General features: G+C 57.9%; 15 protein-coding genes, 1 tRNA gene and 1 pseudogene. 6 read left to right on the forward strand and 11 right to left on the reverse strand.

Features of this window, described 5'->3' with window-relative positions; all coding sequences use genetic code 11:
- Positions 1–97: 97 nt before the first annotated feature.
- Positions 98–292, reverse strand: a complete 195-nt coding sequence (locus ACZRKZ_RS00120) for a hypothetical protein (protein WP_463967952.1) — start codon at positions 290–292, stop codon at positions 98–100.
- 184 nt (positions 293–476) lie between these two features.
- A complete protein-coding gene (locus ACZRKZ_RS00125; RefSeq protein ID WP_463980377.1) occupies positions 477–1,805 on the reverse strand; it encodes an OprD family porin in 1,329 nt (442 codons plus the stop codon).
- A gap of 257 nt (positions 1,806–2,062) precedes the next feature.
- Between ACZRKZ_RS00125 and ACZRKZ_RS00130 the strand changes: the two genes are divergently transcribed.
- Entirely contained in the window at positions 2,063–2,395 is a 333-nt protein-coding gene (locus ACZRKZ_RS00130; protein WP_463980378.1) for a DUF2790 domain-containing protein, read from the forward strand.
- Here ACZRKZ_RS00130 and ACZRKZ_RS00135 read toward each other — a convergent pair.
- Both ACZRKZ_RS00135 and ACZRKZ_RS00140 read right to left on the reverse strand, forming a co-directional pair.
- Positions 2,343–2,933, reverse strand: coding sequence for a GNAT family N-acetyltransferase (locus ACZRKZ_RS00135; RefSeq protein WP_463980379.1), 591 nt, complete (start codon positions 2,931–2,933; stop codon positions 2,343–2,345). The two genes, ACZRKZ_RS00130 and ACZRKZ_RS00135, sit on opposite strands and share 53 nt — an antisense overlap.
- 117 nt (positions 2,934–3,050) lie before the next feature.
- A complete protein-coding gene (locus tag ACZRKZ_RS00140; RefSeq protein ID WP_463967956.1) occupies positions 3,051–3,854 on the reverse strand; it encodes an AraC family transcriptional regulator in 804 nt (267 codons plus the stop codon).
- Between the two features lie 156 nt (positions 3,855–4,010).
- Here ACZRKZ_RS00140 and ACZRKZ_RS00145 point away from each other — a divergent pair, with 156 nt between their 5' ends.
- A complete protein-coding gene (locus tag ACZRKZ_RS00145; RefSeq protein WP_463980380.1) occupies positions 4,011–4,649 on the forward strand; it encodes a LysE family transporter in 639 nt (212 codons plus the stop codon).
- A 100-nt stretch (positions 4,650–4,749) separates the two neighbouring features.
- Positions 4,750–5,844, forward strand: coding sequence for a D-alanine--D-alanine ligase (gene ddlA / locus ACZRKZ_RS00150; protein WP_463980381.1), 1,095 nt, complete (start codon positions 4,750–4,752; stop codon positions 5,842–5,844).
- Positions 5,845–5,865: 21 nt separating this feature from the next.
- On the opposite strand, the gene ACZRKZ_RS00155 is transcribed toward ddlA, so the two are convergent.
- From ACZRKZ_RS00155 to ACZRKZ_RS00170, 4 genes are all read right to left on the reverse strand, one after another.
- Positions 5,866–6,180 (reverse strand): helix-turn-helix domain-containing protein, encoded by a 315-nt coding sequence (locus ACZRKZ_RS00155; RefSeq protein ID WP_463967958.1) that lies wholly within the window; start codon positions 6,178–6,180, stop codon positions 5,866–5,868.
- Between the two features lie 139 nt (positions 6,181–6,319).
- Positions 6,320–6,487 carry a hypothetical protein gene (locus ACZRKZ_RS00160; RefSeq protein ID WP_463980382.1) on the reverse strand — a complete coding sequence of 56 codons (168 nt, stop codon included), beginning with the start codon at positions 6,485–6,487 and terminating at the stop codon, positions 6,320–6,322.
- 161 nt (positions 6,488–6,648) lie between these two features.
- Entirely contained in the window at positions 6,649–8,493 is a 1,845-nt protein-coding gene (gene ggt, locus ACZRKZ_RS00165; protein ID WP_463980383.1) for a gamma-glutamyltransferase, read from the reverse strand.
- 34 nt (positions 8,494–8,527) lie between these two features.
- Positions 8,528–9,307 (reverse strand): PhzF family phenazine biosynthesis protein, encoded by a 780-nt coding sequence (locus ACZRKZ_RS00170; RefSeq protein ID WP_463980384.1) that lies wholly within the window; start codon positions 9,305–9,307, stop codon positions 8,528–8,530.
- A 119-nt stretch (positions 9,308–9,426) separates the two neighbouring features.
- On the opposite strand from ACZRKZ_RS00170, the gene ACZRKZ_RS00175 reads away from it, so the two are divergent.
- Both ACZRKZ_RS00175 and ACZRKZ_RS00180 read left to right on the forward strand, forming a co-directional pair.
- On the forward strand, positions 9,427–10,401 hold the full coding sequence (locus ACZRKZ_RS00175; protein ID WP_463980385.1) for a bifunctional helix-turn-helix transcriptional regulator/GNAT family N-acetyltransferase: 975 nt from the start codon (positions 9,427–9,429) through the stop codon (positions 10,399–10,401).
- 399 nt (positions 10,402–10,800) lie between these two features.
- Positions 10,801–12,357 (forward strand): methyl-accepting chemotaxis protein, encoded by a 1,557-nt coding sequence (locus ACZRKZ_RS00180; RefSeq protein ID WP_463980386.1) that lies wholly within the window; start codon positions 10,801–10,803, stop codon positions 12,355–12,357.
- A 233-nt stretch (positions 12,358–12,590) separates the two neighbouring features.
- Here the strand turns inward: ACZRKZ_RS00180 and ACZRKZ_RS00185 are convergent.
- Together ACZRKZ_RS00185 and ACZRKZ_RS00190 are read right to left on the reverse strand one after the other, a co-directional pair.
- Positions 12,591–12,828: pseudogene (locus ACZRKZ_RS00185) on the reverse strand (phage integrase central domain-containing protein); the annotation flags it as partial.
- A gap of 170 nt (positions 12,829–12,998) precedes the next feature.
- Positions 12,999–13,075: transfer RNA gene (locus tag ACZRKZ_RS00190), tRNA-Met, on the reverse strand.
- Positions 13,076–13,452: 377 nt separating this feature from the next.
- Between ACZRKZ_RS00190 and ACZRKZ_RS00195 the strand changes: the two genes are divergently transcribed.
- Complete coding sequence (locus tag ACZRKZ_RS00195) at positions 13,453–14,670, forward strand: MFS transporter (protein ID WP_463980387.1); 1,218 nt, start codon at positions 13,453–13,455, stop codon at positions 14,668–14,670.
- Between the two features lie 53 nt (positions 14,671–14,723).
- Here the strand turns inward: ACZRKZ_RS00195 and ACZRKZ_RS00200 are convergent, their stop codons facing one another.
- Positions 14,724–15,272 (reverse strand): RNA polymerase sigma factor, encoded by a 549-nt coding sequence (locus tag ACZRKZ_RS00200; RefSeq protein ID WP_463967965.1) that lies wholly within the window; start codon positions 15,270–15,272, stop codon positions 14,724–14,726.
- Positions 15,273–15,408 lie beyond the last annotated feature (136 nt).

Below are 15,408 nucleotides of genomic sequence, written 5' to 3' on the forward strand. Positions count from 1 at the left end.
GCGCAAAAAAAACGCCCCATGGGGGCGCTAAAAATTCATCTCTTTCCAAAGGAGCTACACAAAAGCTTCAGAGATGAATGTGCTCGGTGTGCGCAGGTCAGATGTCCTCTTGGGAAGGTGTCTCTGCAGACGCGGAAGATTGCTGGGCCACGGCTTGCGAGCCGTGGATCTGCTGCTGTTGCTGACGAAACTCAGTCAGAAACTGTCGGGCCCGGTCGCTGCCGTCATCGGCCAGTGCAGCGGTGGATGTGGCGCTCAGCAAACTGAGCAATAGAAAATAGAGCGGTTTCATTAACTCTCTCCCAATAAGGCCCGTGCCATTAGTTGAAATAAACGCTCGGCTTGGCGATGCAGGCAGTATAAGAAGCTCAACTTAACGAGAAGGTGAGGGCGATATTACAGTTCTGAAAGCATTCAATTTGTGAAGAAGTGCTAGTGAACGGCAAGTGAATGTAAGTACTTGCCGTTTCTGTTGTTTAGAGGATGGCCAACGGGTATTCAATAATCAGCCGAAATTCCTCCAGGTCCGATTCAAAGGCACTTGAGCGAACTGTCGCCTGGCGAAGCCGCAGCGACAGATCTTTCAAATTGCCGCCTTGCACCACGTACTTGGCCTCGATATCGCGCTCCCAGCGGCGCTGGTCGGTGAGTGGGTCACCCGCGCCATCGCGGCGCATGTACACCGCGTTGGCGTTGCTGTAGTCAGCGCCGGTGCCTTTGCCGTAGCGGGTCATGAACGACAGGCCGGGAATGCCGAAGGTCTGCATGTCCAGGTCGTAGCGCACCATCCATGAGCGTTCCTTGGGTGAGTTGAAGTCGCTGTACTGGATCGAGTTGTCGAGGAAGATCGAGTCCGACTGGCGCAAGTAATCGAAGTCGTCATCGCCGTTGTTGCGCTGGTGCGACAGGGCCAGGCGATGCGCGCCGACCTTCACGCCGAGCCGGGCGCTCCAGATGTTGTTATCGAACTCGCCCAACAGTTTTTTGCCCTCGTCCACCGCCTTGTAGTAATTAAAACCACCAAACACCGACACCTCGTCGGTCAGTGGGTAGCTGGCGGCGGTGCCGAAGTAATACTGATCCCAGGCATCCTTCAGGCGGCTGCTGTAAAGGCTCAGGCTCACATGCTTGTTCAACTGATAATCGCCGCCGAAATAACCGACCCAGGGCGAATCCACATTGCCCGCATAAAACGTCGCGAAGCCGTCGCGCATGCCGCTGGCGGTCGGTTGGCTCATGGCATGCAGGCGCCCGCCTTGCAGGTTCAAGCCTTCCAGGCTGGTGTTTTCCAGGGTGACGCCGCGAAAGCTTTCCGGCAACAAACGCGAGTCACCGTAGTGCACCACCGGCGTTTGCGGGAACACATCACCGACCTTGACCACGGTATCCAGCAGGCGCATTTTCGCCGCGCCGCCGAGTTTGCTGTAGCCATCTTCGGGACGGTTGTCGCTGTCCACCGGCAGCACGCCGAACGACCCCTTGCCGCCGCTGCGCCCGGTGCCCGAGTCCAGTTTCAAGCCGTACATCGCAAAGGCATCCAGGCCAAAACCTACGCTGCCCTGAGTGAATCCCGACTCGAACTTGCCGATCAGCCCTTGCGCCCAGGCCTCTGAATAGCCATTGCCGGTGGGGCTGGACTGGCCTTTGCGGTCATCACGATTGAAGTAAAAGTTGCGAGCCAGCACGTTCAAGGTACTGCCATCGATAAAACCTTCGGGTTTGTCTTCCACGGCCACGCTCGCCAGCGGCGTACATCCGGCCAATGCGGCGATTATTGTAAGGGTAAGTTTGCGGTTAGTGCACATGTAGCGCTCCTCGGTATTGGCAGCTATTAGCTTTTTGGGTCGCCAGGGGCGTTCTTGTTGGAGTTGTTCTCTGATAAAGAGAGCCAGGCTCATAGTTGCAAACACAAGATAACGAAGAGGTGGCGTGAGGATTACAATTCTGCCAGTTCAGAGGGATATAACGGATATGTAATCTTTCGGTGAACAATCTGACAGGGTGGATTAGTTACCCTTGGTTCTGAACTTGCAACTATCTGAAATCAGACGAGGACACTGTCATGAACCGTTTAACACTCGCCATGGGCGTATTGGCTCTATCGCTGTCGATGGGCGCAATGGCCGAAGGCGGTGGTGATCGCACCTTTGGTCAACTGATGGAACAGAACCAGAAAGCCATGGCTGTGTATGCCGCCAGCAAGGGCAAGCTGGCGCCCCAGGTGCAGGCCTATCGGTATGGCATGACGCTGGACATTGCCAGGGTGGTTAGCGTCACGCCACCGATTCGCGCTTGCAAGACCGTGCCCTCGCGCATGACTTATGAAGACTCCAACGGCACCCTCAATACTCTCGAATATCAGGTGATGGGTCTGTGCCGTAACAACGGTAGCTGACCTGCGTGCTTGTCGTAGTGTTGGGTTGCGCGTGGATTTCAAAGTGCAGCATGTCGAACCACTGACCATGGAACAAAAAACTTTTGTGTGAGTGGCCGTACTGAGTGAAGCCGCTGCGCTCCAGCACCCGCAGGGAACCTGGGTTTTCCGGGCGCACCGTGGCTTCGATGCGTAGCAGGGCGTGCTCCTCAAAGGCTTTTTTCAAGCCTAGCCCCACGGCTTGCCGGGCGAGGCCGCGCCCGGTGTGGTCGGCGCCCATGCGGTAACCCAGGGACGCCGAATGGAAGTACCGGCGCCGGACCTGGGTAAAGTTGATCCGTCCCACCAGAACCCCGTTCTCGCGCACCAGATACTGATAGGCACGGTCTTCATTGGCTTCCAGCAGGGCAGTCTCGATTGCCCGGGTTACGCCGTCGACGCTGTAGTAAGTGTCGGGTCTGGCGTTGACCCAGCTTTCGAAGTACGCCCGATTCCCCAGCTCGAAGGCCAGCACTTCGTTCACGTCATCCCACTGCGGGGGCGTCAATGTCAGGTTCATCCTTGTAAAGCCTCGCGGTCGCTGTAACGAACGTTATCTTCATCTCACAACCCAGCGTGTGGATTCAAGTTTCAGGTGGCTGGGCATGAAGCTTTAAACCTACCATCGCGCGCGGCCTCAGCGCCCGAGCATCTTCACCCAGCGCGACGGCGGCAACCCGAAGGTGCTGCGAAATTGCCGGGTCATATGGCTTTGGTCGGTGAAACCTGCGGTCAGCGCGGCGTCGACCATCGACTGGCCCTGCACGAGCAGGCTGCGCACCAGGTCCAGGCGGCGCATGGTCAGGTAGCGATAGGGGCTGGTGCCGAACAGCAGGCGAAAATCGCGCGACAATGCCCAGCGATCCCGGCCGCTGTGTTCGGCCATTTCATCCAAAGTGATGGTGCGGCCCAGGGCGCTGTGGATAAATTCCCGGGCACGTTCGGCGGCGCAGTAATCGAAGGTCTTGCGACGGGTGCTGATGCCCGATGCGTTATTCAGGGCATGGGCCAGGTCGAACAGTGCGTCCTGTTCCTGCAACGGATCAATCGGGCAATCCAGGTTTTGCAGCAGCACTTCGCTGGCCCGGTACAACCACGGGTCGCTGGACAGGCCATTGTGGATAAACGGTAACGGCTTGCCGCCGAGGATCTGCTGGATCAGCGCCGGCTGGACATAGATCATCCGGTACTTGAAACCTTGCGCGCTGCCGGCATAACCGTCGTGGACTTCATCGGGGTGCAAGACCATGGTCCCGCCCGGCAGGCTGTGACTCTGGGCCCCGCGATAGTGAAAGCTCTGCACGCCAAACAGGGTGCGGCCGATGGCGTAGGTGTCGTGGCGATGGGGGTCGTAGCCAAATCCGGCAAAATACGCCTCGATGCGCTCCAGCCCACTGGCGTGGGGGGCGCGGTGCAGCCAGTCGATGTTGGATTGGGCCATGGCAGAGTGACTTGTCACACAGGAATGTAAACACGTTAACCCAGTGTGAGTCAGCTGTCTGCCGGGGTCTTGAACGATCGTGCACGCAGTGGGCAGACAGCTCCGTTGACCGGGTCTATGATCCGTGTTCGTGCACTGACCTGGCGGAACCCTTACATGGAATTTTTCAATCCTGCCTATGCCGCGCCGCTGGTGTCGCTGGCCCTGCTCTGGGCCGTCGCCGTGGTGACGCCGGGACCGAATTTTTTCAACACCGCGCAGTTGGCCGCCAGTTGCTCGCGCCGACACGGTGTGGTGGCGTCTTGCGGCGTGGCCACCGGCACGGTGATGTGGGGTTTGGCCGGCGGGTTGGGGATCAAGTCGCTGTTTACCGCAGCGCCCATGCTGTACCTGGCGTTCAAGATCATCGGCGGTTGCTACCTGATTTACCTAGGATTGAAGTTGTTCAAACGCGCAGCACCCGCCATGGATCAGGCTCTGTTGCCTGATGAGTCTCAGCGCTCGCTGTTTTCAGCCTGGCGCCTGGGATTGCTGGGCAATCTGTCCAACCCCAAGGCGGCGCTGTTTGTCGCCACCATCTTCGCCTCCACCATGCCTGTGTCGCCCTCGCCGATGTTGTTGACGCTGGCGGTGATCACCATGGCGAGCCTGTCATTCAGTTGGTACTCCTGCGTGGCGCTGGTGTTTTCCAGCGAGCGGATGGCCAACGTCTACAGCCGTTCGCGCAAGTGGCTAGACCGCTTTGCCGGCAGTTGTTATGTGCTGTTCGGCGCGCATCTGGTGACTACTCGCTGAGATCAGCGCGTGGGAAAAAGTGCCACAGCCCCTTTAAGTTGATGCAAGCCTAGTGTTAAGTAGCGTGACTTTTCAGAATACGTTCAACGCGAGGCCAGTCATGAGCAAGTTGCGGGTAGGTATTATTTTTGGTGGGCGTTCGGCCGAGCACGAGGTGTCGTTGCAGTCGGCACGTAACATCGTCGATGCCCTGGACCGTTCGCGTTTCGAGCCGGTCCTGATTGGCATCGACAAGGCCGGCCACTGGCACCTCAATGACACCTCCGATTTTCTGATCAACCAGGAAAACCCTGCGTTGATCGCCCTCAACCAGTCCAACCGCGAGTTGGCCGTGGTGCCAGGCAAGGCCAGCCAGCAATTGGTGGAAACCTCCAGCCAGGCCTTGCTGGAACACGTCGACGTAATCTTCCCCATCGTCCACGGCACCCTTGGCGAAGATGGTTGCCTGCAAGGCCTGCTGCGCATGGCGGACTTGCCGTTTGTCGGCTCTGACGTATTGGGTTCGGCGGTGTGCATGGATAAGGACATCAGCAAGCGCCTGCTGCGCGATGCCGGGATTGCGGTGACGCCGTTTATCACCCTCAACCGTGGCAACGCCGCCCGTACCTCGTTCCAGCAGGCGCAGCACAAACTCGGTTTGCCGATGTTCGTCAAACCGGCGAACCAGGGCTCTTCGGTGGGCGTGAGCAAAGTCGGCAACGAAGCCGAGTACCACGCCGGCGTTGAACTGGCCCTGGGGTTTGATGAAAAAGTGCTGGTGGAATCGGCGGTCAAAGGCCGGGAAATCGAATGTGCCGTGCTGGGCAATGACAACCCCATCGCCAGCGGCTGCGGCGAGATTGTGGTGCGTGACGGGTTCTATTCCTACGACAGCAAATACATCGACGACCAGGCCGCCCAAGTGGTGGTGCCAGCGGCTATCAGCGTTGAAGCCAGCGAGCGTATTCGCGCCCTGGCCATCGAAGCCTTCCAAACCTTGGGCTGCGCCGGGCTGGCGCGGGTCGACGTATTTCTCACGGACGACGGTGAGGTACTGATCAACGAAATCAACTCACTGCCCGGCTTCACCCGCATCAGCATGTACCCCAAGCTGTGGCAGGCCGCGGGCATGAGCTATAGCGAACTGGTCAGCCGCTTGATCGAGCTGGCGCTGGAGCGGCATGCAGGGCGCAAGGGCTTGAAGATCAGTCGTTAACGCTGTTGCAAAGTAACGTCATCAGGCGTTACTGAGGACCTCGCGGAACACGTCCGGCCTGATGGCTGCAATGTGCAGCAACGAACGCGCTGCGCCGGACGGTGAGCGGCGACCTTGTTCCCACTCTTGAAGAGTGCGTACGGAAACACCCAGCAGTTCGGCGAATTGGGGTTGCGACAGCCCCGTCTTGCTACGCGCCTCAGCAGCTTGAGTGACTTCAACGTGATGAACCTGACCATGACGTCCTGCCTTGACGTCAACAATGGCAGCGAGTAACTCCTCGCCGATATTACGCTTGGCGTCACGTTCCTTCAGTTGTTTCTCAGTGAGCGGCATAGTTCATTTCCTTCGCGATTTTGTACAGGATGTGCGCTGGAATATTTTCAGTGGCACCTTTGCCATAGATCAGTAAGACAACCAGCGCGCCACAAGCTAACTGTGTTGTGTAGATGATTCGTACTGAGCCGCTCTTGCCTCAGCCCTCCAGGTTCCAGCGCACTTTTCGACAACCACCCGAGCCCGGAACAACTGTCCCGGCATCAGGATGGCTGGCCAGAAAACCCATGAAAATACCCCGTTCCTCCTCGGTCCAGTAATCGGGCCAGAGTTTGCTGAATAGCGCAGATTCAATGATCGTTAACACGCAAATGCTACGTCCTTGACGTAGCCTCTGACAAGAAGTGACGGGCCAGAAAATGTCAGGAGAAGAGCGGGCGCTCAAGTGGCTTTTCATCGCAAAAAATGACAGGGCATGCTGTATAGAGAAGGCCGCGATCTACGGGATCAATCGCAGCCCCAAAATTTTTAATCCCCCAGCGCCTCCCCCTCACGCCGCGGATCGGCTCCACCACTCCACGACACCTTGCCCTGGGCATCCAGCACCCGAACGATGGCCTGGGTGCCGCTGGTCATGTCGATTTCGCTGAGGGCGTGGCCCTTGTCCTTGAGCGCCTGTTTCAACTGCGGGCTGAACAGTCCTTGCTCTAGCTCGGTCGCGCCGTTGCGGCTGCCAAAGTTGGGCAGGCTGATGGCGGCTTGCGGGTCCAGGTTCCAGTCGAGCATGGCTACCAGGGATTTGCTGACGTATTCGATAATCTGCGAACCGCCTGGGGAGCCGACGGTAGCCAGCAGTTCGCCGCTTTGGCGGTCGAATACCAGGGTCGGTGCCATGGAGGAGCGTGGGCGCTTGCCCGGCTCGATTCGGTTGGCGACCGGCTGGCCGTTTTCCTCGGGAATAAAGGAAAAGTCCGTCATCTGGTTGTTGAGCAAAAAGCCCTGGACCATGACGTGGGAGCCAAAGGCCGCCTCGACGGTGGTGGTCATCGACACGGCGCCGCCTTGATCGTCCACGGCCACTACCTGGGACGTGGAGATGCGCAGCGGCGAGCGATCCGGCGCGTATGCCACCTCAATTCCAGCAGGCTTGCCGGGTTGGGCAATCCCCATGCTGCGATCACTGATCAAGGCGGCGCGGCTGGCCAGATAGTCGGGGGCCAGAAGCCCGGCGGTCGGTACCGGAACGAAGTCGCTGTCGGCTACGTACAGGGCGCGGTCGGCATAGGCCAGGCGATCGGCCTCGGCGATCAGGTGGACGGCTTCCGGGACCGGCTCCAGGCCTGCCACTGTTGCCGTCTTCACCGGTTTCAAGGGGGCCAGCGCCAAACGTGGATCGCGGGCTTCCAATGCCTGCAAGGTGCCAAGGATTTGCGCAATGGCAATCCCGCCCGAAGACGGTGGTGGCATGCCGCAGACTTGCCAGCGTTTGTAATCGGTGCACAACGGCGCGCGCTCCTTGGCGCTGTAGCCTTTGAGATCGTCCAGCGACAGGCTGCCGGCGTTGCTATTACCCTGGACCTTGCGGGTGATTTCTTCGGCAATTGGGCCGTGGTAAAGAGCGTCCGGTCCTTCCTTGGCAATGCGTTTGAAGACGTTGGCCAAGGCTGGGTTTTTCAGCAGCGTGCCAGTGGCTTTTGGCGTACCGTCGGTGTTGAGGAAGTAGGCGGCCATGTCCGGTGATTGGTTGATGTACCGGTCGGCGGCAATCAGGCTGTGCAGGCGCGGGGAAATCGGAAAGCCTTTTTCGGACAAGTTAATGGCCGGCTCAAACAACGTGGCCCACGGCAGGCGACCGGTCTTCTTGTGCGCCATCTCCAGCGCGCGCAACACACCGGGTGTGGCGACTGAACGGCCACCAATCTGCGCCTGAGGAAACGCCATCGGCGTACCGTCGGCCTTCAGGAACAAGCGCTCGGTGGTGCCGGCCGGCGCAGTTTCGCGACCGTCGTAGGCGCGTACCTGTTTACCGTCCCACAGCATGATAAAAGCGCCGCCGCCGATCCCGGAGGATTGCGGTTCCACCAGGGTGAGCACCGCTTGCATGGCAATCGCCGCATCAATGGCCGAGCCACCCTTGCGCAGGATTCCCCGCCCGGCTTCGGCTGCCAACGGGTTAGCCGCTGCAGCCATATGGCGCTCGGCGTGACGCACGCTCATGTCGGTGCGATAGCCCGAACCCAACTCGGGGGCAGGCGGCAACTCAGGCGTGGTGGCGCTCTGGCAAGCGGCGAGGGTGAGAGCGGCGGCTATCAACGAGAGGGTGGTAAGCCGGCGATGATGAAAAATCGAAAACACGCGATGAACTCCGTTCATTTTGAGAATGATCTGTTGTCCCTGGGGTAACGCTCTACAGGTAAATCGTGCCTTGCATATACAGCACGGCCTTGCCGGAAATAATCACCCGATGGCCCTGCAATTCGCAGCTCAACTGGCCGCGGCGCTTGCCGCCCTGCTCAGCGTGCAGCCGCGTCTTGCCCAGGCGCTCGGCCCAGAACGGCGCCAACGATGTGTGCGCGGAACCGGTGACTGGGTCTTCATTGACGCCGACATTGGGCCCGAACCAGCGGGAAATGAAATCAAAGCGTGTGCTCTTGGCCGTCACCGCGATGCCGCGTTTTGGCAGCCCCTTGAGCCGCGCGAAATCCGGGGTGAGGGCGGCGACCAGCGCCTCGTCTTCCACCAGCACGATGTAGTCATCGGTGGCGTACACCTCGGCGCTCTCAATCCCCAGGGCGCTCAACATTCCGGTGGGCGGTTCGCAGGCAGCCGGAGTCTTGGCCGGAAAATCCATCGCCAGCTCATCGCCAGTGCGGGTCACTCGAAGCTCACCGCTGCGAGTGGCAAACCGCAGGACCTTTGGCGCACCCGCCAACGCATGAATCAACACCCAGGCGGTAGCCAACGTGGCGTGGCCGCACAGGTCCACTTCCACCTCCGGGGTAAACCAGCGCAGCTCATACACCTCGCCCCGAGGCACGAAAAAGGCGGTTTCGGACAGGTTGTTCTCAGCGGCGATGTCCTGCAGTTGGTTGTCGGGCAGCCATTCGGTAAGCGGGCAGACTGCAGCCGGGTTGCCACCAAAAGGGTGGTCGCTAAAGGCGTCGACTTGGTAGATGTCCAGTTTCACCGGGGCGCTCCGTCTGTTTGGGGAGGTCGGACACTAGCAGTGGGGGAGGGCGAGCGTCAAAATCCGAGAGGTAGTTGTTCTGTGCAACTTAAATTCATATAGTTGCCTTGCACAACTAAATGCCCTGTTCAGATGAGGTGGCCCCTGTGAATGCTTTCCAACCGGATCTCATTGATCAAATCCGTTCGGCATCCCGACTCATGGTTCGAGAGCTGGGTTTCATGCAGCCCAGGTTGGCAGAGACTCACTACCCACCTTCATCGGTGCATACGATTGTAGAGATTGGCGAGCGTGGATCACTGACCGCGGGTGAGCTGGTAGCACTGCTGGGATTGGAAAAGTCTTCAGTGAGCCGGATGGTGCGCAAGCTGATCGATGCGGGCGAAATCGAAGAGTTTGCCAACGCTGGCGATGCGCGCTCGAAACTGCTGCGCCTCACAGCCCAAGGTACGAAAACCCTGCGGGAGATTGAGACGTTTGCCCGGCGTCAGGTGGGTGATGCGCTGGGGCTTTTGTCCAGTGAACAACAGCAAGCCGTGAGTCAGGGCATCGAACACTATGCGCACGCTTTGCGGGTGCATCGATTGGGTGCCGAGCCGTCTGCACAACAGCGTTTCAGTATCGTTCGAGGCTACCGGCCAGGCGTGATCGGGCGGATTACGCAAATGCATGCCGATTACTATTCCAGGCACGCCGAATTCGGCCAGCCCTTTGAAAGCCTGGTGGCATCGGACATGGCGCAGTTGATGGGGCGCTTGTCCAACCCTCGCAACGAGGTGTGGAGCGTATTGGACGCTGAGCGGATTGTCGGCTCGATTGCCATCGACGCTGAGGGCGAAAAGGGCGAGGCGATACTGCGCTGCTTTATTCTTGACCCATCGGCTCAAGGCCAGGGATTGGGTAAACGCTTGTTGAACGAGGCACTTACCTTTTGCGATGAGCAGCGGTTCCCCGTCGTGCGGCTTTGGACGTTCAAGGGGCTTGATGTCGCGCGCAAGCTCTATGAAGACGCTGGCTTTATTCTGGAATCGGAACAGGAAGGGCAGCAGTGGGGCGCGCTGGTGATTGAGCAGTGTTTTGTAAGGCTGCGGTAATGCAGGGGTAGGGCTTTTCTCCATGCATAAAAAAACGGCCTACCTTTCGGTAAGCCGTTTTTAGTACTTGGTGGTACACAGACATTTGAACTGGGTATGTAACTCTTTCAATGTTGGGTGACGGAGCCGTCGGAGCGATTCAGCTTTATTGTGATCCGCCCAGAGCCTTTCCAGAATCCGTCAGGGGTCTGTCTTGGGTGTGAGACGGCAAAGCCCGGCTCTTTGATGGCCCCCGTATGAAGTAAGCCTCAGACGCCCACCCGGCACCGGTTTCGTCTCATGCCTGTCTTACATTCCGACGAAGGGTGGACAACGTAGCTAAAGCATAACAAAGAGCCGTCGATAGACCTCTGTAGTTTATCCCCTAGGTAAACGCAGTCTGCAGCTCTGGAGTATTAAATGTTTGGTTGGATCAGCAATATCCGTGTCAGCGCCAAACTCGGGCTTGGATTCGGCTTGGTATTAGGACTGACTTTTCTCCTTGCGCTAACTGGCTGGACAGCAATCAATGTTCTTGCTGAGCGCGGCGTCAAAGTACAGGACATCGCTCGTGTCAGCGAAATGACCAAGGACCTGCGAATTCATCGCTTGCAGATGGAGCTCAATCCTAAGGGGGACAGTGCCCGGATGATCCTCCAGACGCTCGACGAACTGGCTGGGCGTTTGAACACTGCTCGTGTCCAACTGACCGTGCCCAGCGATGCGGCGCTGATTGACCAGCAGATAGCCGCAGTCAGGGTGTATCGCGATGCCCAGGGCGCCTTAAGCCAGGCGGGAGCCGATCTGGCTCCGGTGTTCGCCCGAATAGGTGCGCAAGGCGATATCCTGCTCAATACCACCCAGCAGTTGATAGCGTCGCAATCCGCCAAGCGCGATGCCGATTCGTCTTTTGCTAAAACCTTGCTTGCTAGCATCGCTGCGCTGGCGTTGCTGCTCGGTGCCGTCGCGGCCTGGATCATTACCCGGCAAATCGTTACACCGTTGCAGCATGTCCTCAAGGACGTCGGTCGTATTGCCTCCGGCGATTTGAGTCAGGATATGGAGGTCAATCGCCGCGATGAGGTAGGGCAATTGCAGAGAGGCCTGCAACAGATGACCACCAGCCTGCGCGAACTGATTGGCGGTATTGGCGCTAGTGTCATCCAGATTTCTAGCGCTGCCGAAGAGTTGTCAGCCGTCACCGAGCAGACCAGTGCTGGTGTGAACAGCCAAAGAGTCGAAACCGATCAAGTTGCTACTGCCATGAACGAAATGACCTCCACCGTGCAAGAGGTAGCGCGTAATGCTGAAGATGCCTCCGACGCCGCGGCCGCCGCAGATCAGCAGGCTCGCGAAGGTGACAAAGTTGTTGGCGAGGCCGTGGCTCAAATCGAACGTCTAGCTATCGAAGTCGGAAACTCCACCGTAGCTATGAGTAATCTCAGAGAGGAAAGCAACAAAATCGGCGGCGTACTCGATGTTATTAAGGCGGTCGCACAACAAACCAACCTACTCGCTCTCAATGCCGCCATTGAGGCTGCGCGTGCTGGTGAAGCTGGAAGAGGTTTTGCGGTAGTTGCCGATGAAGTTCGTAGCCTGGCGCAGCGTACCCAGCAATCCACTGAAGAAATTGAAAAGCTGATCTCTAGCTTGCAAAGCGGCACTCGAGAGGTATCCGCCGTTATGGAGAGCAGTCGTATATTGACTGAGAACAGTGTTGAATTAACTCGTCGTGCCGGAACATCTCTGGAAAATATCACCCGCACGGTGTCTACAATCCAGTTGATGAATCAGCAGATTGCCTCAGCCGCTGAACAGCAGAGCGCAGTGGCTGAAGAGATCAACCGTAGCGTGCTGAACGTGCGTGATATCTCTGAACAAACCGCTGGCGCTAGTGATGAGACAGCCGCCTCAAGTATCGAGTTGGCACGCTTAGGCCAGGAGCTTGACGTTTTGGTTAAGCGCTTTCGATTATAGGGCTGATCTAAAGCGCAGCCCAATCAGTTAGCCGGTAGACGGATAGATTGAAGCTGACGCTGGCTAGCATTGCATTGCGCGGGTGATTACAGGGGGCGTTTCACAAATTGGTGTAGCGCTTTACGCAACACTTCCGTGGGTTTGTTTTCCGAATGACCAGGTTTCCAGTCAAAAAGCCTGTTTTGGTGGAAACCAATGCCCGGCACCCCATAGTTTTTGATAACGGGTGACTGACGTTTGCCGAACACCTGGAAGACGTGACGCTCCAGGGCGCCGATGATTCGCTTCGCGGTGCCCGCATCCCAGTTGGTGAGGCGTGAGGCGTGCCACTCTCGCGCCAGTGGCTCGAATGTCTCGCCGGCGATATCCCTTTCCTCTTCCGTCCAGCTCGCGATACTCCTTGGCATCAGGCTCCAGGCCGGCCAATGTGGTATCGGAAAGGGGGCGGCGTTTTATCTCGGATCGCTTCATTTGGGCTTGTATCCCCTCGGTTCAATTATTTATCGAGGATGCACAGGGGGATACACGGAGGGAGGGTATAGGGGGAGGCAGCGAGAGATAGCCAGAAACAAGAAAGCCCGCACGAGGCGGGCTTCTTGAGGTGATTCATAGACTGCTGTAGACATCTATAAATCGGTACTTGGTGGCTACACAGGGACTTGAACCCCGGACCCCAGCATTATGAATGCTATGCTCTAACCAACTGAGCTATGTAGCCAAGTGGCGCGCATTATTCGCGGAGAACGGGAATGCGTCAAGCCTTTTTGTTGAAAATTTATCTACGCTATCAACTGTTTATCGAAAATCGCCGGGTAAGGTGACGAGTGGCGGGGCCTTGGTCGTTCCTGTGCCAGCGCGCAAGGGCAGGCACTCCGAAGACAAACCAGCGAACCCACCCGGCATAAAGCCGAAAGTTTCTCTAGGAAACGTCCCGCAAAATACAGCGATTTTCCGTGCTGGCTTTTTACAAGCCGTGGCGGCAGTACTAACTCATCAACTCGTTAGCACCCTAAGGGGATGGCAATCCTGCAGCGAAAAGTGGCACATTGTCGCACCTGCACCTGTGCATCCATCTGTTGTACGGAAACCTTCTTCATGGCTCTGAGCAATTCCCAGCCTACAGTGGCTACGGCGCCTGCCGCCGGGCAATCCAGCCCATTGGTCATGCGTGTCATCGGCGCGGTGGCGCTGGCGCATTTGATCAATGACTTGATCCAGGCGGTGTTGCCGTCGATCTATCCAATGCTTAAGGCCAGTTATGGCCTGACGTTCACCCAGGTCGGGCTGATTACCCTGACGTTCCAGCTCACCGCGTCGCTGTTGCAGCCGTGGGTGGGGTATTACACCGATCGCCATCCCAAGCCGTTCCTGTTGCCATGCGGAATGGTGTGCACCTTGATCGGGATTCTGATGATGTCCCAGGTCGGCAGTTTCCCGATGATCCTCGTTGCCGCGGCGATGATCGGTGTTGGCTCCTCTACGTTTCACCCGGAAGCTTCCCGTGTGGCGCGCCTGGCTTCGGGCGGGCGCTATGGCCTGGCGCAGTCGACGTTCCAGGTCGGTGGTAATGCCGGTTCCGCCTTTGGCCCGTTGCTGGCGGCGGCGATCATCATTCCGTTCGGCCAGGGCAATGTGGCCTGGTTTGGCTTGTTCGCGGTATTTGCGCTGGGTGTGCTGTATGCCATCAGTCGCTGGTACCGCAACCATTTGAACCTGTTCAAGCTTAAGCAAGGCCAGGCGGCGACCCACGGCTTGTCCAGGGGGCGCGTACTGAGCGCACTGGTGGTGTTGGGGCTGCTGGTGTTTTCCAAGTACTTCTACATGTCCAGTATCACCAGCTACTTCACCTTCTACCTGATCGAGAAGTTCGACTTGTCGGTGGCCAGTTCCCAGTTGCACCTGTTCCTGTTTCTCGGTGCGGTGGCGGCGGGGACGTTTTTCGGCGGGCCGATTGGCGACAAGATCGGCCGCAAGGCGGTGATCTGGTTCTCGATCCTGGGCGTTGCGCCATTCACCTTGCTATTGCCCCATGTCGACCTGTTCTGGACCAGCGTGCTCAGTGTGGTGATCGGCTTTATTCTGGCGTCGGCGTTCTCGGCGATTGTGGTTTACGCACAGGAGCTGGTGCCGGGGAACGTGGGGATGATCGCCGGAGTGTTCTTCGGTTTGATGTTCGGTTTTGGCGGGATTGGTGCGGCGCTGCTGGGGCACCTGGCTGACATTCACGGCATTGAGTACGTGTACACGTTGTGCTCGTTCTTGCCATTGTTGGGGGTGTTGGCGATTCTATTGCCGCGCGCGAAACAGGCGTGATACCTGAGTCTTGACCCAGGGGGGTATCGCTCCGTCCCTGGGCGATACCTCTCCTATCGGGAAGCGTGGGACTGTGTCACCCGTTTGAGCTGTTCGCGCGCGCGGGATAGCCGGGAGCGTACGGTGCCGATTGGAATCGCCAGCACATCGGCGGTGTCCTGGTAGCTGCCGTCGGTTTCGAGTGAGGCATACAGGGTGTTGCGCATTTCCACCGGCAGACCTTTGATGGCGCTGAGGGTCTTTTCCAGCCGGCGGTTGATTTCGAATTGCCACCCCAGATCCTGCCCTTCGTCCTGGCTGTGCCAGAGCGACTCATCAAATTCGCAATGCACAGGCTTGGCGTACAGACGGCGAAAGTGGTTGCGGATCAGATTTTGTGCAATGCCACACATCCAGGTGCTCAGGGCGGCCTGGCCGCTGAAACGCTCTTTGTTGCGCCAGGCTTCAAGGTAGGTCAACTGCAAGATGTCATCGGCATCTTCGGGGTTCAGGACGCGCTTGTGGATAAAACTGCGCAGCTTTTTCTGATGCTCGCCCGGTAGGTCGAGCATGGCTTGAGGTGAGACAGGAGAAGTAGGTTCTACATCGGAAGAGTTATCCATTATTTTTTCCTTAGGGTAATCGCTATCGAAATGGTTTCGATGGGGACTCCCTAAGCACCGCCTGTGCCAATCGCATTAATTGTCTAATGCATTGATATAAATAGTTATTTTTTTTGTTTTTTAGACGTGGAATGTC

It is taken from the genome of Pseudomonas sp. c313 (assembly GCF_055407145.1).